At 60.3% G+C, this 18,850-nt stretch carries 12 protein-coding genes; 3 read left to right on the forward strand and 9 right to left on the reverse strand.

The genetic code is table 11. From position 1 onward, the window contains the following. Positions 1-118: 118 nt before the first annotated feature. Together JQF37_RS10850 and JQF37_RS10855 are read right to left on the reverse strand one after the other, a co-directional pair. The gene (locus JQF37_RS10850; RefSeq protein ID WP_090465714.1) at positions 119-688 is read right to left on the reverse strand and encodes a lipocalin family protein; all 570 of its coding nucleotides are present in this window, start codon (positions 686-688) and stop codon (positions 119-121) included. Between the two features lie 31 nt (positions 689-719). Then, positions 720-974 (reverse strand): hypothetical protein, encoded by a 255-nt coding sequence (locus JQF37_RS10855; protein ID WP_103404440.1) that lies wholly within the window; start codon positions 972-974, stop codon positions 720-722. A 285-nt stretch (positions 975-1,259) separates the two neighbouring features. On the opposite strand from JQF37_RS10855, the gene JQF37_RS10860 reads away from it, so the two are divergent. Further along, entirely contained in the window at positions 1,260-3,152 is a 1,893-nt protein-coding gene (locus tag JQF37_RS10860; protein WP_204149630.1) for a methyl-accepting chemotaxis protein, read from the forward strand. A 117-nt stretch (positions 3,153-3,269) separates the two neighbouring features. On the opposite strand, the gene JQF37_RS10865 is transcribed toward JQF37_RS10860, so the two are convergent. From JQF37_RS10865 to JQF37_RS10885, 5 genes are all read right to left on the reverse strand, one after another. After that, positions 3,270-3,872: a DUF924 family protein gene (locus JQF37_RS10865; protein ID WP_130207363.1), complete on the reverse strand. Its 603-nt coding sequence runs from the start codon at positions 3,870-3,872 to the stop codon at positions 3,270-3,272. Between the two features lie 3 nt (positions 3,873-3,875). Beyond that, the gene (locus JQF37_RS10870; protein WP_130207365.1) at positions 3,876-4,886 is read right to left on the reverse strand and encodes a class 1 fructose-bisphosphatase; all 1,011 of its coding nucleotides are present in this window, start codon (positions 4,884-4,886) and stop codon (positions 3,876-3,878) included. A 273-nt stretch (positions 4,887-5,159) separates the two neighbouring features. Beyond that, on the reverse strand, positions 5,160-6,530 hold the full coding sequence (locus JQF37_RS10875; RefSeq protein ID WP_130207367.1) for a DUF3999 domain-containing protein: 1,371 nt from the start codon (positions 6,528-6,530) through the stop codon (positions 5,160-5,162). Then, positions 6,527-10,114 (reverse strand): DUF2339 domain-containing protein, encoded by a 3,588-nt coding sequence (locus JQF37_RS10880; RefSeq protein ID WP_130207369.1) that lies wholly within the window; start codon positions 10,112-10,114, stop codon positions 6,527-6,529. Before JQF37_RS10880 ends, JQF37_RS10875 begins: the two co-directional genes overlap by 4 nt. Positions 10,115-10,272: 158 nt before the next feature. Further along, a complete protein-coding gene (locus tag JQF37_RS10885) occupies positions 10,273-12,723 on the reverse strand; it encodes a glycogen/starch/alpha-glucan phosphorylase (RefSeq protein ID WP_130207371.1) in 2,451 nt (816 codons plus the stop codon). A 255-nt stretch (positions 12,724-12,978) separates the two neighbouring features. On the opposite strand from JQF37_RS10885, the gene JQF37_RS10890 reads away from it, so the two are divergent. Continuing rightward, positions 12,979-13,419, forward strand: coding sequence for a YkgJ family cysteine cluster protein (locus JQF37_RS10890; RefSeq protein WP_189340407.1), 441 nt, complete (start codon positions 12,979-12,981; stop codon positions 13,417-13,419). Positions 13,420-13,631: 212 nt separating this feature from the next. Here the strand turns inward: JQF37_RS10890 and typA are convergent, their stop codons facing one another. After that, the gene (gene typA, locus JQF37_RS10895) at positions 13,632-15,452 is read right to left on the reverse strand and encodes a translational GTPase TypA (protein ID WP_090465730.1); all 1,821 of its coding nucleotides are present in this window, start codon (positions 15,450-15,452) and stop codon (positions 13,632-13,634) included. A 139-nt stretch (positions 15,453-15,591) separates the two neighbouring features. After that, the gene (thiI, locus tag JQF37_RS10900; RefSeq protein WP_130207373.1) at positions 15,592-17,046 is read right to left on the reverse strand and encodes a tRNA uracil 4-sulfurtransferase ThiI; all 1,455 of its coding nucleotides are present in this window, start codon (positions 17,044-17,046) and stop codon (positions 15,592-15,594) included. 328 nt (positions 17,047-17,374) lie between these two features. Between thiI and glnA the strand changes: the two genes are divergently transcribed. Next, the gene (gene glnA, locus JQF37_RS10905) at positions 17,375-18,781 is read left to right on the forward strand and encodes a type I glutamate--ammonia ligase (protein ID WP_056852215.1); all 1,407 of its coding nucleotides are present in this window, start codon (positions 17,375-17,377) and stop codon (positions 18,779-18,781) included. The last annotated feature ends 69 nt before the right edge of the window (positions 18,782-18,850 follow it).

Genomic DNA, 18,850 nt, shown 5'->3' on the forward strand with positions numbered 1-18,850 from the left:
CTTCGGAATTAACACAACAACCTGTGGGAGCGAGCCTGCTCGCGATGGTGTGTCAGACGACATCGTTGTGTCTGATGCTCCATCGCGAGCAGGCTCGCTCCTACAGGGTCATGTGCTATCAGTTCGAGGTCTTGGCCATCTGTGTGTCCGACGCTCGCCAGATCAGCCGCGTGGTGTCGTAGCCCTGCTGACGCGCCTTGCTCAGCAGTTCTTCACGCACCACACCATTGACGGTCGGCGTGCGCGACAGCAGCCACAGGTAACGTCGGCTCGGGTCGCCGACGATCGCGGTCTTGTAGTCATCGCTGACGTACAACACCCAGTACTCGCCCTTCGCCACACCCGGAATCAGCCTCGAAAACCAGGTATCGAACTCGACCCACAATTTGTCGGTTTTACCCGGCACCTGTGGATAAGCCGTGCCCTTGACCTCTTCCCATTGCCATTGCGCCGTCAGACAGCGGTTCAGCACCGCCACGTTGCCATCCGGCTTGAGCGTGTAGTGGGCTTCGGATTGCGCACAGTCGCGCTGGAAATACATCGGCAGACGTGCCAACTCGTACCAGGTGCCCTGGTAACGCTTGAGGTTGACGCTGTTGGCGGTCTTGGGCGCCAACGGATCCTGGCCAGAAGTGGCACAGCCGGCCAATACCAGGCCGGCAAAAAGCATTATCAACAACCGCTTCATTGTTTTTCTCCCGTGGGCACGTAGCCCCGGTTTACTTCAGGCCTTGGCCGGAAAACATCAGCACTTTGTCACCGGCATACTGCACGCTGATAAAGCTGTTCTTGTCACCCCAGGTGCAACTGGACATGCCCAGCGCGCCAGAGCAGTCCGCCGGCTTGCCCAACAAGGTTTCTACGTCGGCCTTGGACATGCCGGCCGAGAGCTTCGAGTAGTTTTCCTGATTGACCTTGCTGCACGCAGCCAACAGCACGCAGAACGAAAGCAAGGCAATGGATCGCAGCGACATGGTGTAACTCCAGGGGTGAAGGGGATTGGCATGGCAGCCAAGCTGAACCTTAGAAGAGAAAACCCCTGTCTGGTTCCCTGGCCGAGCGCCTATTTATTGGGCCGCTCGTCTGCCTATTGCCGAAGATTCAGCCACTTCGCCTGGCTCTTGAGCATTTCGTCGGGTTTCGCAAAAAAGCGTCTAATCTTTGGCGCCACTCTGTCGACATAAAAGGCAGCGCAAAGCCCACGACCGTGGCGCTTGCCCCCACCTTTGTTGTCCTGTCTTTCCGCGGTAGCTCATTTAATGTCCAGAAACATGAAGTTCAGCCACAAGATTTTGTTGGCTGCTGCCCTCGTGGTGGCCGTTGCATTCGCTTGTTTCATCCTGTTCAACGACTATCGCCAGCGTCAGACGCTGCATAACAACACCGAAGCCTCGATGCAGGAGCTCGGCAGCCTGACCACCAGCAACATTCAGACCTGGTTGGATAGCCGCATGCAGCTGCTGCAATCGATGGCCCAACAGGTCAGCGCCGATGGCAGCGCCCCCGCCAGCCTGAAACGCATCATCGACTTGCCCGCCTACACCGGCAACTTCCAGCTGAGCTACTTCGGCGGTGCCGACGGCGTCATGTTCTCGGTCCCGGCCGGTAACCGTGCGGCGGACTACGATCCGCGCGCCCGTGGCTGGTACAAGGCGGCCACCGGCGCACAGCAGACCATCGTCACCGAACCGTATATCGCCGCCTCGTCGGGCAAACTGGTGATCACCGTCGCGACCCCGGTACAACGCCAGGGCCAGATGATCGGCGTCGCCGGCGCCGACATCGACCTGTCCAGCGTCAGTGCAATCATCAACTCGCTGAACTTCGGCGGTCATGGCCATGCCTTCATTGTCAGCGCCGACGGCAAGATCCTGATCCATCCGGACAGCAAACTGGTGCTCAAAAACCTCGCCGACGCCTACCCCAACGGGGTGCCGAAAGTCAGCCCGGGCCTGAAAGAAATCGAGGTCGACGCAAAGAAACAGTTCATCTCCTTCACCCACGTCAACGGCGTGCCTTCGGCGGATTGGTATGTGGCGCTGGTGCTGGACCAGGACACTGCGTTCTCGATGCTCAGCGAATTCCGCACCTCGGCGCTCATCGCCATGGTGATTGCCGTGGTGATCATCATCGCGTTGCTGGGCATGCTGATCAGTTTCCTGATGCAGCCGTTGCTGGCCATGGGTCGCGCCATGCATGACATCGCCGAAGGCGAAGGCGATCTGACCAAACGCCTGACCATTCACGGTCACGACGAATTCGGTGCGCTGGGGCTGTCATTCAACCGCTTTGTCGAACGCATTCACACCTCGATCATCGAAGTGTCCTCGGCCACCGGCCAGGTCAACGAAGTGGCGCTGCGCGTGGTGGCCGCCTCGAACTCGTCGATGTTCAACTCCGACCAGCAGGCCTCGCGTACCAGCAGCGTCGCCGCGGCGATCAACCAGCTCGGCGCCGCCGCCCAGGAAATCGCCCAGAACGCTGCCCTCGCCTCCCAGCATTCGAGCGATGCCCGTAGCCTGGCCGAAGACGGCCAGCAGGTGGTGGACAAAACCATCAGCGCGATGCAGCAGCTCTCGGCGAAGATCAGCGATTCGTGCGGCAACATCGAGACGCTCAACAGCAACACCGTCAACATCGGGCAGATTCTGGACGTGATCACCAGCATCTCCCAGCAGACCAACCTGCTGGCGCTGAACGCTGCCATTGAAGCGGCGCGTGCCGGTGAAGCCGGACGCGGGTTTGCGGTGGTGGCCGATGAGGTGCGCAACCTCGCCCACCGCACTCAGGATTCGGCGCAGCAAGTGCAGAAGATGATCGAAGAACTGCAGGTCGGCGCCCGGGAAGCGGTCACCATCATGACCGACAGCCAGCGCCAGAGCGAAAGCAGTGTCGGCATCGCCAACCAGGCCGGAGAACGCCTGGGCAGCGTGACCCAGCGCATCGGCGAAATTGACGGCATGAACCAGTCGGTCGCCACGGCCACCGAAGAACAGACAGCCGTGGTGGAATCGATCAACGTCGACATCACCGAGATCAACACGCTGAACCAGGAAGGTGTGGAGAACCTGCAGGCGACTTTGCGCGCGTGTTCAGACCTGGAGCAGCAGGCGGCGCGATTGAAGCATCTGGTGGGTAGTTTCCGGATCTAGGGCGCTTTCACCGGCCTCTTCGCGAGCAGGCTCGCTCCCACACAGGATTTGTGAACGACACAGATCCAATGTGGGAGCGAGCCTGCTCGCGAAGGCGGCATTTGCCGCAATGAAGAGTCAGAACCTGGAACCGGGTTTTGACAGAAACGCCAGCTCCTCAGCCGTAGACTCGCGCCCCAACACCGCATTGCGATGGGGAAACCGTCCAAACTGCGCAATCACTTTCTGATGCTTTTCGGCGTAATCCAGATAGTCGGCAAACAGCGCCCGATCGACGTCCGGCTGTTGCGCCACCAGCTCGATGTAACGCGAGACACCTTCGTTCTGTACCGCCAGATGTTCGCTGTGTTCGAACACCAGGTAGATGAACACCCGCTGAATGGGCCGCAACTGGCGATCGAAGTCCGCAGCAATGCCTTGCGCTACCAGCGCCTGAGCCCTGATGTCACCGGAAAAAGCCTTGGGGGAGTCGCGAAAGATCATTCGCGGGAGTTGATCGAGTAGCAGCACCAGAGCCAGCCAACCTTCGGGGCATTGCGCCCAATCGGTCAAACCGCCGGTCAGTGCCTGCTCGACCTGGCCCCCGAAACGCGTCCGCGCTTCGAGGTCCTGGCTGTCACGCTTGCCGAACCATAACCTGCCCTTGTCAGCCGCGACTTCCCTGGAAGATTCGGCTTTACCGAACCACCATTCGAGCAGCGGCTGCCAGGGCGCGTTCATGGTTTATTCCTTGTGGTAACCCGTGACGCGTGCAACTTCTTCTTTCGAGCCGAGGAACACCGCAACACGCTGGTGCAGGCCATCAGGCTGAATGTCGAGGATGCGCTGATGGCCGTTGGTGGACGCGCCGCCCGCCTGTTCCACCAGGAACGACATCGGGTTGGCTTCGTACATCAGGCGCAGTTTGCCCGGCTTCGATGGCTCGCGGCTGTCGCGTGGGTACATGAACAGACCGCCACGGGTCAGGATGCGGTGCACGTCCGCTACCATCGCGGCGACCCAGCGCATGTTGTAGTTCTTTTTCAGCGGACCTTCCTCGCCCGCCAGCAATTCGCTGACGTAGCGTTGCACCGGGGCTTCCCAGTGGCGCTGGTTGGACATGTTGATGGCGAATTCCTGGGTGGATTCAGGAATGGTGATGTCTTCGTGGGTCAGTACGAAGCTGCCCATTTCGCGGTCCAGGGTGAAGCCTTTGACGCCGTCGCCCAGGGTCAGCACCAGCATGGTCTGCGGACCGTAGATGGCATAACCGGCGGCGACCTGCTGAGTGCCTGGCTGCAGGAAGGCCTTTTCATTCAAGGCTTCGTTCTGACTCAGGTACTCGCTCGGGCAACGCAGCACCGAGAAGATGGTGCCGACCGGCGCGTTGATGTCGATGTTCGACGAACCGTCCAGCGGGTCGAAAACCAGCAGGTAGGCGCCTTTCGGGTATTTGCCCGGGATCTGGTAGGCGTTGTCCATTTCTTCGGACGCCATGCCAGCCAGGTGACCGCCCCATTCGTTGGCTTCCAGCAGGATCTCGTTGGACAGAACGTCGAGCTTCTTCTGCACTTCGCCCTGGACGTTTTCAGTGCCCATGCTGCCCAGAACGCCGCCCAGGGCGCCTTTGGAAACGGCGTGGCTGATCTCCTTGCAGGCACGCGCCACCACTTCGATCAGGAAGCGCAGATCGGCAGGAGTGTTGTTGCTGCGGGTCTGCTCAATCAAATAGCGACTCAAGGTAACGCGGGACATGGAAGGCTCCGGAGGAATGGGGGGGCTAAAAACCCGCGCAGTTTAACGCGAGTCGGGGCGCATTTCCTCCTATCAGACGTGATCGACCGAAGAGAGTTCATGCGCGGGGTTCAGCGTAGTTGGAAATGGTCCGGGTGTGAGCCGAAAAGTAGCGGTCATTTCAGCCTTTCCATTGACTGATCGACCGCTATCGCGGGCAAGCCCGCTCTCACGGGTACTGCACTTTCCTTGTGGGAGCGAGCCTGCTCGCGATGGGGTGCGAAGCACCCGGCTTCAGGATTTGGCGGGCGGTTTGCGCAGCAGACTGAACGCCATCGCCGCCAGGAACAGCACGCTCAGCAACAATACGGCCCACAGGCCGAATTTCTTCCAGTCAGTGCCCGTGGACGCCTGCACCGGCGCAGCAACCGGCGCAACCACAACCCCACCCTCGACCGAAGCCTTGCCCAGCGTCGCCAGTTTCGCAGCGCTGTAATCCGGAATCAGCGTCGACAACGGCAGGTTAGCGGCCTTCACAGTCGAACTCCCCAGCGCCAGGGTATAAGGCCCCGGCCCGCGAGCCAGGAACACCAATTGCGTGGCGCGCACGGCGTACTTGACGCTCGGAGCCCGAGCACCCAGACCGCCTCCGCGTTCGTCCACGGTCAGTTTCAACTGCTGGACCGTTTGCCCCGACAGCTGTAGCTCGTTCTGCACCACATCCTGGCCGTTCTGCGTCAGGCGATAGAGTAAAGCGTTGCTCATCGGTTGCCATGGAAGGCTGCTGTCCCGACGCCCGTACAAGGTCACTGGCGCCAGGCTGTTGGGCTGGCTCAACTCAACCTGCACCCGCTCGACGTTCAGCCCCATCGGCAATTGCCAGGTGTATTCACCGGCCTTCACGCTGCTGCCGGCCAACGCTGACGACCAGACCAACGGCAGCGGCAGGCGGCGGGAGCTGGCGCTTTCCAATTGCGCCGACGTGAGGGTCGGTGCCGTGTACGGGGTGTCCCACAGCAAGCGCAGATAGCGCGCCGACTGCCCTGGCAGACCTACCTCGTGTTGTTCGACCCGCTCATCGGCAAAGGTCAGCCGCGCCACCTGTCCTTCGCCCCAGGACTGCCAATGCTGCAAATCGTCGCTGGCCTCGATACTGAAACGTTGAAAGCCATCGCGCTCACTGGTCCAGTCGAGAATCAGCTGCTGCAACGGCGCCTTGATGGCACTGGCGTCGAGCAACCAGCCACGCAACGCTTCTTCGCCGGCCTCCAGCTGACTGGAGGGCTGCACTTCGACCAGGGTGCCATTGGCGCTCGATTGCACCCGCACGCTTGGTGCGTGTTCGGTGGCGTCCATCGAGTTGTACAGCGGGAACCATTTCACGTCGGTCAGCCTGCGGTTGTCAGCGGTTTGCGCGGCTTCCCGGGCCAGGGCGTAGGCCTGTGCATCACCCGCCGCGTCGAACACGCGTACATCGCTCAGGTCGGTCTGCCGTGCATTCAGTTGCACGACCAAGGGCAGATCGAGGCGATACCACGGGCCTTCGCCACTGACGGACAACGGCACCTGCGTGGCGAAGTCCGCCGGTTTGTCCTGGGCAACAGCGGCCATGGCCATTCCCATTGCAACTGCGCCCAACCAGCCCAGGTTCAGCTTATGACTCAAGACGACACTCCTTCGGATTCCGGGGCCGGGTTTTCAGCTTCCGGCACAGGCTCGGCGCGCTTGGGTGGCAACGGGGCGAAATAGCCCACCACCAGCAGCAATACGCCAACGCCGATAAACGAAACGATCCGCGCCAGACCGCCGCGGTTACTCAACTCAACAAAGAACAGCTTGGCCACCACCACGCCGATCAGCGCCGCACCGATCAACCAGACTTCGCGACGGTGGCGCAAATGGCCACCAATCATCAGCCCCAGGGCCATCAAGGTCCAGACGATCGACAGGCCGGCCTGCACCAACATGGATTCGAGCAACGCATCCAGCTCGAACGCTACCCCGCCCCAATGGTGTGCGGCACGCATCACCAGCGCAGTGAAGAACGCGAACAGCGAAACGCCGGCGACAAGTTGTGAAACGTGGGCCGTGTAGCCCCCGCGGATCGCCAGCTGTGCCACCGCGCTGCGCGACCAGACGTAGACGCCGAACAGCGCAAACAACAACCCCAGCTCCAGCGGATTGATCAACGGCACGTACGGCAGTGGTTCGGCGGTGCCGTCGCTGGCGATATTGGCCAGCCAGAACCAGCCCAGCATCAGCAAGGCCAACGGCGCGGCGGCATACACGCGGTACTCGCGAGGGTAAGCCGATACCGGCCACGGCCAGGCGCGCGGGGACGCCATCAAGACCAGATACAGGCTCGGCAGGATCGCCCAACCCAACCAGCGCCAAGCGTTGTACTGCTCGGACAACAGCAGCAGGCCATAACGCAGCTCCAGGGCCAGCACACCGATCAACAGCCAGCAGCCGAGCACGTGGGCGGCACTCAGCGCCCGCCCCGGCAGCATTGGAGCCAAACGTCGCAACGAGATCAAGTGCACGACAAACACGCCCACCCACGCCAGCCATCCGAAATTGGCCGCCGGGTGATAACGCCCATGCCAGGCGCCGAGCAACACCAGGCCGGCCGCCGGAATCAGCAACGTGCAGAGTAAACCCAGCGACGGCCATTTCAGGCGCAGCGTCAGCCACCCCCATGGCGCAACGCTTAGCGCGGCAACGGCGAGCAGCAAAGTCGCTTGCAGATTCAGCGGGGCGAAGCGCAGTACTTCACTGATCCACGCCAGCGCCCACCAGCCCGCGCCCCACACCAGCAACACATCGGACAAACGCTGCAAGTTCAGCACATCGAACGCCGTGTCATGGTTGCCGAGCTGCAAACGCCAGGCCCCGACCAGTGCAGCCAAGCCCAAGACCAGCGGCGTCCAGAAACCGCCATGGGCCAAGGGACGCAAACCTTCACTGGCCAACGGCCCGAGCAACTCCGGCCCGGCCACCAGGAATGCCGCGCCGCCAATCACCTGCAACACCAGGCCAAAGGCAAAACTCACCCGCTGCTTCAGGTACAGGCTCAGCCAGATGATCAACAAACCACTGGCCGCCCACACCGCACTTGCCGTTTGCCACGGCAGGACAAACAACACCGCGAGGTTGATCAGCATCAGACCGGCCAACAACACCACTGACAATCCGCGCAGCAGTCGCACATCGCTGCGCACCCTGTCATCACGCGCCGCCAACAGCATGCCGACGATCAACGCCAGGCCGATCAAGGATGCACTGAGCAATCCGTTCCAACCGGCGCTCAACACCGCGCCAGACTCGTCGCCGGCGCCTTGCAGGCGCAACAGGAACAGCGCGCCGCCCAGCAACTGCACGGCAAACGCAGTGAACAGAAAGGTGCGCGATTGCAGGCGCAAGCCGACGAACAGGGTCGCCAGCCCCGCCAGCGCCCAACTGATCGCCGTGCCGTGGGTGAAGAAGAACAGCGGCGCCAGCAGGTAGAGAAACGTCAGGCCGAGGCAAGCCAGCACCGGCAGGCCCTGGCGCTCCCGATTCGAGACCTGTCCAGGCAAGGCTTTGTGCAGTTGATAAAAACTGAACAGCAGCGCGGCACCGAGCATCAATGCCCCCAGCGGCGCGCCGTCCAGCAAGCTGCTCTCGCCGCTGCGCAACTCGCTGAGAAACGCCAGCGCCGCCCCCAATTGCAGGCACAATGCAAACGCGCGGGCCAGCGGTCGTTGCTGACGCAGGCCAAGCCAGAAAATGCCCGCCCCCTCCACCGCCCATGCCGCGGATGTCCACCGCGCATCGAGCCCCAGTGGAATCGCCAGACTGGCGAAGATCACGCCCAGCGCCAGGCAGGTTTCCGCCAGCAGCAGCGCCCGTCCCCCCATCAATGCCCGCGCCAGCCCCATGTAGATCATGCCCAATGCCAAGGCACTGAACGCAGCGGCGAACTCCAGGTGCTGCACCAGGGCGAACTGCAATCCGAAACCCACCAATGGCGGGCCGAACAGCATCGCGCCATCGACGTAATCGCCTTTGCGCGCCGACCAGTGCAGCAGCGCTTCACGGCTGTCATCCTCGGGCGCGTCGCTCATCTCCAGCAGCTTTCGTCGGGCAAACAACAGGCCGATGGCCAGGTACATCAGGAAGAACAGAATCAGAAACGGCTGGGTGCTCCACAGCAACTCTGGCGTATAGGAACGCAGCCCCCAGGCGAAGCCGATACCGAAAGTGCCGACGAAGCCGATCAGGTTAAGCAGGCGCCAGGCCTTGAACCACGCGATGGCGAGGATGCCGGCATTGAGTAGCGCGAAGTAACTGAACAGAGCGACGTGATTGCCGGCACCGGTAGAGGTCAGGATCGGCGCGGCGAACCCGCCCAGTGCGGCGGCAGCCGCCAGCCCCAAGGCATCCTGGGTAATGGCCAGAATCGCTGAAAACACCGTCACCGCCACCAGCAACCCCAGCGCCGCCGAGGGATCGAGCAACGGGTGCAGACGCATCGCCGCAAACACCGTCAAGTACAACACCGCGATACCGGTGCCTTGGAGCATTAACGCGTAATTGTTGTTGCGTGTTCGCAGCCACCAACCCAGCCCAAGCAGACCGAGTGCCGCTGACGCGACTCCGGCGTAACGCAACTCGATCGGCACCACCATGCCTTCAGTGGCGTAACGCAGCAGGAAGGCCAGACCGAGGAATAACAACACGACGCCGACCCGCAGCACGGTGTTGCCGCCGAACAGCCACGCACGGGCACCGCTGATGGCCCGCTCGATGAAATTGGGTCCGCGAGGGATGGCAGGGGATTGTGGCTCGCGGGCAACCGGCTCCGGTTTCCAGGCATCGACCGGTGACGGACGACTGGCTTCGGTGGCCGCAGCAGCGACGGGTTCGAGTTCGGGGGGCAGCTCCCAGATCAATTCCGGGGTTTCGGCCGGGGCTTGCGCGACAACGAGATCCGGGACGGGAACGGTTTCACCCATGACCGGTTCGCGGGTTTCAGACGCTGCAACGCCGGTGACTTCCAGCACCGCGAGCCGTTGCTCGACCGCATGCAGCGCGACCTGCGCCTGCTCCAGCAAGCGACGCTGCTCGTTGGCCTGGGAACCCAATCGAGCGATGCGAATGGCCTGGCCGATGCCCAACCCGAGTAACGCGCCGAGCAGCGCATCGCTGAACGACTCATCGAGTATCCAGCCCAGCACCAGGCCAATCAGCATGAACATCCATTGCATGGTCGATATCCTTGAGCACAATCCCTGAAAGACTAGCTTGGCCAGCCCCAAAAGATCGCAGCCTTCGGCAGCGCCTACAGGACGATGCGTTCACCTGCAGGAGCCACCGAAGGCTGCGATCTTTTCCCGGGCGCCAGTATATCGGGCCGGGCGAATAGTTACTCCAGTGCCTTCCAGATATCGGTCGCGTACTCACGAATGGTCCGGTCGGACGAAAACCAGCCCATCCGCGCCGTGTTCAGTACCGCAGAGCGCCACCATTCGTTCGAGTCATGCCAATGGGCTTCGACGCGCATTTGCGCATTCCAGTAGGAGTCAAAATCGGCGCAGACCAGGAAGCGGTCGTAATCCACCAGTGAATCGATCAGCCCGCTGTAACGGGACGGGTCATCCGGCGAGAACACCCCGCTACGAATGGCTTGCAGCACGTCGCTAAGCCGATGGGATGCGGCGATGTCCGGCACTGCGCTGAACTCCTGGTTCTGCTTGCGCGCTTCGACTTGCTGGGCGCTGAGACCGAAGATGAACATGTGTTCGGCGCCGATGCGTTCGCACATTTCCACGTTGGCGCCGTCCAGTGTGCCAATGGTCAACGCGCCGTTCAGGCCGAATTTCATGTTACTGGTGCCCGAGGCTTCGAAGCCGGCGGTGGAGATCTGCTCGGACAAGTCCGCCGCCGGAATGATGCTTTCCGCCAGGCTGACGTTGTAGTTGGGCAGGAACACCACTTTCAGCAACCCACGCACGGTCGGGTCGTTGTTCACCACCCGGGCGATGTCGTTGGTCAGCTTGATGATCAGCTTGGCCTGGTGATAACTCGCCGCCGCCTTGCCGGCAAAGATTTTCACCCGCGGCACCCAATCGACTTCCGGTTCGGCGCGAATCGCCTGGTACAGCGCCACGGTGTGCATCAGGTTGAGCAGTTGCCGTTTGTATTCGTGGATGCGCTTGACCTGCACGTCGAACATGGCAGCCGGATTGACCGCCACCCCGAGCCGTTCGTGAATGATGTAGGCCAGGGCTTTTTTGCTGTGCAGCCGTTGCTCGGCAAACGCCTTGCGGAACGCGGTCTTTTCGGCGAACGGTTCCAGACCGAGCAAGCGATCTTCAGCGTTGTCCAGCAGCTGCGGGCCAAGGGCATCGACCAGCATCGACGTCAGTTCGGAGTTGGCCTGATAGAGCCAGCGGCGGAAGGTGATGCCGTTGGTCTTGTTGTTGATCCGGTCCGGGTAGAGCTTGTGCAGTTCGGAGAATACGGTTTTGCGCATCAACTGCGTGTGCAGCCCGGACACGCCGTTGACGCTGTGGGATCCGAGGAATGCCAGGTTGCCCATGCGCACGCGGCGGCCGTTGTCTTCTTCGATCAGTGATACCGCGCGCAACACGTCGAAGTCGTGAATGCCTTTGGCGCGCAACGAATCGATGTGCTGGGCGTTGATCAGGTAAATGATCTGCATGTGCCGCGGCAGCATGCGCTCCATCAAGCCGACCGGCCAGGTTTCCAGCGCTTCGGGCAGCAGCGTGTGGTTGGTGTAGGACAACGTGTCGACCGTGACCTGCCAGGCGGCGTCCCACGCCACATCGTAGACGTCGACCAATTGACGCATCAGCTCGGCCACGGCAATCGACGGGTGGGTGTCATTGAGCTGGATCGCCGCGTGATCGCCCAGGGTCAGTACCGAGGTGTGCATGTTGCGATGGCGGCGCAGCAAATCCTGCAGGGACGCGGCGACGAAGAAGTATTCCTGGCGCAGGCGCAGTTCCTGGCCGGCTTCGGTGCTGTCCGCCGGGTAGAGCACGCGGGAGATACTTTCGGCCCGGGCCACTTCGGCGACCGCCCCCAGGTGGTCACCGGCGTTGAAACGTTCCAGGTGCAGATCTTCCATGGCCCGTGCACGCCACAGTCGCAGCGTGTTCACGCTCGCCCCGCGCCAGCCGACCACCGGCGTGTCGTAGGCAATGGCCCGCACGGTTTCCGCCGGGTGCCAGACCTGCCTGGATTTGCCGCTTTCATCGGTGACCGTCTCGACGCTGCCGCCGAAGCCAATCGGATACACCACTTCCGGCCGCTCGAACTCCCAGGGGTTGCCGAAATCCAGCCAGTGCTCGGTCTGCTCCTGCTGCCAGCCGTCGACAATGGCCTGACGGAACAAGCCATGCTCGTACCGAATGCCATAGCCATGGCCAGCGATGCCCAGGGTCGACATGCTTTCCATGAAGCACGCCGCCAAGCGACCGAGGCCGCCATTGCCGAGCGCCGCGTCGGGCTCCAGCAAGCGAATGCGTTCAAGGTCGACGCCCAGCTCGGTCAGCGCTTCACGCGCCACGTCCAGCAAACCGAGGTTGCTCAGGCTGTCGTAGAGCAAGCGGCCGATGAGGAATTCCAGGGACAGGTAGTAAACGCGCTTCTGACCCTTGCGGTAGATCTGGCGCGTATGGTCCATCCAGTGCTCGACCATGTGATCACGCGCCGCCAGCGCAATGGCTTCGAACCAGTCATGGTCGAAGGCGTGATCCGGGTCTTTGCCCACCGCGTAAGTGAGCTTGGTCAAGACGGCGTCGCGGAATGCGGCCACCTCTGCTTCGCGAACAAGTGGTTCTTGAGTCATCAATAAGACCTCGAGCGAGCGTTGGGTTGTCTGAGCCTAGACGGTCTGACAGGCGGTAGAGGCTCTGGTTCGGCAGTTTTTCCTGTTAGTGCGACTTAGGTCGTTAATACATTGTCGTGTGCTGGAATCAATGCAGGGGCCGTGCCGAATTTATGGCCAATCGACCGTCCAACGCAAAAAATCTGGCGAAAGGTTGTTCAAAAATCCACCAGTCCCGGTATGATCGCGCGCCCTGATGCATGCTGGTAACAACCGATGATGAAGCCGAACCTGATCGCCGCCGCGGAGATCGACCGACTCGATACCTGGGCCAAGTACTCTGCTCCGATGTGCGGCTCCTGCATATCCAGCTGCTGCACGCTGCCTGTCGAGGTCAAGATCAAGGATCTGATCCGTATCGGCATCGTCGACGAGTTCGAGCGCGGCGACCCGCCGAAGAACATCGCCAAGCGCCTGCAGAAGGAAGGGATCGTCGAGCGCTACAACCAGAAGTCCGAGATCTTCACCCTTCAGCGCATGAGCAACAACGATTGCCTGTACCTGGATCGTAAGAGCCGTCTGTGCACTATTTATGAAAAGCGCCCCGATACCTGCCGCAATCACCCGAAAATCGGCCCGCGGCCGGGGTATTGCGCGTACAAGCCGAAAGAAGTTGTGCGCGAGACCAGCAACAGTCGGACATTAGAGAAATTCTGATCAGGAATTTCATTGCCTGATCCGACCTCATCGCGAGCAGGCTCGCTCCCACACTGACGGGTGCCGAACATGGATTATGTGTACGGCATAACCCCCTGTGGGAGCGAGCCTGCTCGCGATGAGGCCAGTACCCACAACGCAAAAAAATCCAGACAAACAAAAACGCCCCCGGCCTTTCGACCGGGGGCGTTTTCGTTGAGCCAGGCTAAATGTTACGCCTTGGCTTTCTTGGCAGCGCGGGTACGCTCGCTTTCGTCCAGGATCTTCTTGCGAAGACGGATGGACTTAGGCGTCACTTCACACAGCTCGTCGTCCTGGATGAATTCCAGAGCCTGTTCCAGGGTGAAACGAACAGGTGGAACCAGAGCGATAGTTTCGTCTTTACCCGAAGCACGCATGTTGTCGAGCTTCTTGCCCTTGGTAGGGTTAACGCCCAGGTCGTTGTCACGGCTGTTCAGACCAACGATCTGGCCGTTGTAGATTTCCTGACCGTGTTCAACGAACAGCTTGCCACGCGCCTGCAGGGTTTCCAGGGAGTAGGTCAGCGCCTTGCCGGTTTCAACCGAAACCAGAACGCCGTTCTGACGGCCGGACATGTCGCCGGACTTCATCACGTCGTAACGGTCGAAGATCGAAGTCAGGATGCCAGCACCGTTGGTCAGGGTCAGGAACTGGTTACGGAAACCGATCAGACCGCGAGCAGGGATGTTGTATTCCAGACGTACACGGCCCTTGCCATCCGGCACCATGTTGGTCAGGTCGCCCTTACGCAGGCCCATCTCTTCCATCACCTTGCCTTGGGATTCTTCCGGCAGGTCGATGGTCACGTTTTCGTACGGTTCGTGCTTCACGCCGTCAACCAGACGGATGATCACTTCCGGACGACCTACAGCCATTTCGAAGCCTTCGCGACGCATGGTTTCGATCAGTACCGAGAGGTGCAGCTCACCACGGCCGGAAACCTTGAACTTGTCAGCCGAGTCGCCTTCTTCAACGCGCAGTGCAACGTTGTACAGCAGCTCTTTGTCCAGACGTTCCTTGATGTTACGGGAAGTCACGAACTTGCCTTCTTTACCGCAGAAAGGCGAGTCGTTTACCTGGAAGGTCATGGAAACGGTTGGCTCGTCAACGGTCAGAGGCTTCATCGCTTCCGGGGTGTCGAGCTGGCACAGGGTGTCGGAGATGAACAACTCGTCCATACCGCTGATGCACACGATGTCGCCGGCAGCTGCTTCTTCAACGTCGACACGGTGCAGACCGTGGTGACCCATCAGCTTCAGGATACGACCGTTACGCTTCTTGCCGTCGGCGCTGATCGCCACGACCGGAGTGTTCGGCTTGACGCGACCACGAGCGATACGGCCAACACCGATAACACCCAGGAAGCTGTTGTAGTCCAGTGCGGAGATTTGCATCTGGAACGGACCGTCACGGTCAACAGCCGGCGCAGGTACGTTGTCGACGATCGACTGGTACAGCGGGGTCATGTCTTCAGCCATTTCGTTGTGGTCCAGACCGGCAATACCGTTCAGGGCCGAGGCGTAGACGACTTTGAAGTCCAGCTGTTCTTCGGTGGCACCCAGGTTGTCGAACAGGTCGAAGATCTGGTCCAGAACCCAGTCCGGACGCGCGCCTGGACGGTCAACCTTGTTGATGCACACGATTGGACGCAGGCCGGCTTCGAAAGCCTTCTTGGTCACGAAACGGGTTTGCGGCATAGGGCCGTCTTGAGCGTCAACCAGCAGCAGAACGGAGTCGACCATCGACATTACGCGTTCAACTTCGCCGCCGAAGTCGGCGTGGCCCGGGGTGTCCACGATGTTGATGTGGTAGCCGTTCCAGTTGATGGCGGTGTTTTTCGCCAGAATGGTAATACCGCGCTCTTTTTCCTGGTCGTTGGAGTCCATCACGCGCTCGTCGTTGAGCTCGTTGCGCTCCAGGGTGCCGGATTGACGCAGGAGTTTGTCTACCAGGGTGGTTTTACCATGGTCAACGTGGGCAATGATGGCGATGTTGCGTAGATTTTCGATCACTTGTGTATCTCGATCAGAGGATTCGGTGTGCTGACAGGTCGTGGCAGCGATTAACAGTAGCGTCCGTGAAAGCCGTTACAGCTTGACGGCGGCGTCGGGGGGCCGGTGACGCAAGCCACAGGCAAACAGCCCCGGGCACTTAGCTCGGTCGATAAACGCGCACATTGGCATGCCCCTCACTGAGCAAATGGTGGGCATGCAGGCGACTCATCACGCCTTTGTCGCAATACAACAGGTACTGGCGAGTAGGGTCCAGTTCCTTGAAACGAGCGTTCAGAGCATAAAACGGCATCGTTTGTACCTCGATACCAGCGAGTTCCAGCGGGTCATCCTCGGCGGCATCCGGGTGGCGGATGTCGATCACGATCTGACCGGCCAGCGCTTCGCTGACTTCTTCAATCTGAACGTCCTGGCCCAATTCATCGATCACGCGATCGATCGGCACCAGCTTGGCGTTCTCGAGCGCACGCTCAAGCACCGCCATGTCGAATTCTTTCTCTTCGTGCTCCACCCGATGGCGCTTGGCCGCCGTCTTGGGATTCACCGAAATGACCCCGCAGTACTCCGGCATGTGCCGGGCGAAGTCGGCGGTGCCGATTTCGTTGGCCAGGTCGATGATGTCCTGCTTATGGCTGGCGATCAGTGGGCGCAGCACCAGTTTGTCGGTCACGCAGTCGATCACGGACAGGTTCGGCAATGTCTGGCTCGAAACCTGGGAAATCGCTTCACCGGTAACCAATGCGTCAATGTGCAGGCGATCGGCGATTTGGGACGCAGCGCGCAACATCATACGCTTCAATACTACGCCCATATGACTGTTATCGACTTTACCGAGAATTTCTCCCAGCACTTCCTCGAACGGCACACTGACAAATAACACGCGTTGGGAGCTGCCGTACTTCTTCCAGATGAAATGCGCGACTTCCATAACGCCCAGTTCATGGGCCCTGCCGCCCAGGTTGAAGAAGCAGAAATGGGCCATCAGGCCACGGCGCATGATCTGGTAGGCGGCGACTGTGGAGTCGAAACCGCCGGACATCAAGACCAGCGTCTGCTCCAGCGCGCCCAGCGGATAACCGCCGATGCCGTTGTGCTGGCTGTGGATCACGAACAACCGTTGGTCGCGAACTTCGATGCGGACTTCGATTTCCGGCTTTTTCAGGTCGATCCCGGCGGCACCGCACTGACGGCGCAACTGGCTGCCGACATATTTCTCGATATCGATCGAGCTGAATGGGTGCTTGCCGGCGCGCTTGCAGCGCACCGAGAAAATCTTCCCGGCCAGTGCATCACCGTAGTGCTGCTTGCACTTTTCGACGATGTCGTCGAAATCGCCCAGCGGGTATTCGTCGATCTGCAGGAAGTGCGCGATGCCCGGCATGCAGCTCAGGCGCTCGCCCATCTCCTTCAGGACCTTGGGGTCGCTGACACGGGTTTCCAGCTCGAGGTTGTCCCACACACCGTTCACCACCACAGCCGGGTCCAGATCGCGGAGCACGGCACGGATGTTCTTGGCCAATTGGCGGATGAAACGCATCCGTACCGGGCGGCTCTTGATGGTGATCTCGGGAAAGACTTTTACGATTAGTTTCATGAAAACAGCGCGCGCTGGGCCAGCCGAAAAAGGGGGGCGCGGATTATAGCGGAAATTGCTCAAGGTTTAACCAGTTAATGTGCAGAAGGTTTTGCACGCACCAAAACAGGTCATTTCCAGGCTTGAGCGCCACATTAAGGGGCGCTAATTGAAGCTTTTATAGGCCTCGCACCTCTATAAGCGTGAAATTGGGGCAAAAAACCCATGCTGGGGCACTGGCATGCAATTTGCTCCCTTGTGAGGCAGGTTGCCTTGGCAGAGTATTCGCGCCGGCATCACAAACATTTAAGGGCATCCACTACCAGCCCTAAGCCACCCGGAGGACACTATGTCGAAGTCGGTTCAACTCATCAAAGATCATGACGTCAAGTGGATTGATCTGCGGTTCACGGACACCAAAGGCACTCAGCACCACGTGACCATGCCGGCTCGCGACGCGCTGGATGAAGACTTCTTCGAAGTCGGCAAGATGTTCGACGGTTCTTCCATCTCTGGCTGGAAAGGCATCGAAGCCTCCGACATGATCCTGATGCCGGACGATTCCACTGCCGTTCTCGACCCGTTCACCGAAGAGCCGACCCTGATCCTGGTCTGCGACATCATCGAACCTTCGAGCATGCAAGGCTACGATCGTGACCCACGTGCGATCGCCAAGCGCGCTGAAGAGCACCTGAAAGCCACCGGTATCGGTGACACCGTGTTCGCCGGTCCAGAGCCAGAGTTCTTCATCTTCGACCAGGTCAAGTTCAAGTCCGACATTTCCGGCTCCATGTTCAAGATCTACTCCGAACAAGGTTCCTGGATGTCCGACCAGGACATCGAAGGCGGTAACAAGGGCCACCGTCCAGGCGTCAAAGGCGGCTACTTCCCGGTTCCACCGTTCGACCACGACCACGAAATCCGTACCTCCATGTGCAACGCACTGGAAGAAATGGGCCTGACCGTCGAAGTTCACCACCACGAAGTGGCAACTGCCGGCCAGAACGAAATCGGCGTCAAGTTCAACACCCTGGTGAAGAAAGCCGACGAAACCCAAACCCTGAAGTACGTCGTGCACAACGTTGCCGATGCCTACGGCCGTACCGCTACCTTCATGCCTAAGCCTCTGTACGGCGACAACGGCTCGGGTATGCACGTACACATGTCCATCTGGAAAGATGGCAAGAACACCTTCGCAGGCGAAGGCTATGCCGGCCTGTCCGATACCGCCCTGTACTTCATCGGCGGCATCATCAAGCACGGTAAGGCCCTGAACGGCTTCACCAACCCGGCTACCAACTCCTACAAGCGTCTGGTACCAGGTTTCGAAGCTCCAGTAATGCTGGCCTACTCGGCTCGCAACCGTTCCGCTTCGATCCGTATTCCATACGTGTCGAGCCCGAAAGCCCGCCGTATCGAAGCGCGCTTCCCGGATCCGGCTGCCAACCCGTACCTGGCGTTCGCCGCACTGTTGATGGCTGGCCTGGACGGCATCCAGAACAAGATCCACCCTGGCGATGCAGCTGACAAAAACCTGTACGACCTGCCGCCTGAAGAGGCGAAAGAGATCCCACAAGTTTGCGGCAGCCTGAAAGAAGCCCTGGAAGAGCTGGACAAAGGTCGTGCGTTCCTGACCAAAGGCGGCGTTTTCAGCGACGACTTCATCGACGCTTACATCGCTCTGAAAAGCGAAGAAGAAATCAAGGTTCGTACCTTCGTACACCCACTGGAATACGAGCTGTACTACAGCTGCTAATCCGGTAGCGCCTGCGCAAGCGGCGTGACAAAAAGAGGCCTTCTTCGGAAGGCCTTTTTTATGCACACG

Source organism: Pseudomonas sp. MIL9 (genome assembly GCF_016887925.1).
In the GTDB taxonomy this organism is placed as follows: domain Bacteria; phylum Pseudomonadota; class Gammaproteobacteria; order Pseudomonadales; family Pseudomonadaceae; genus Aquipseudomonas; species Aquipseudomonas mohnii.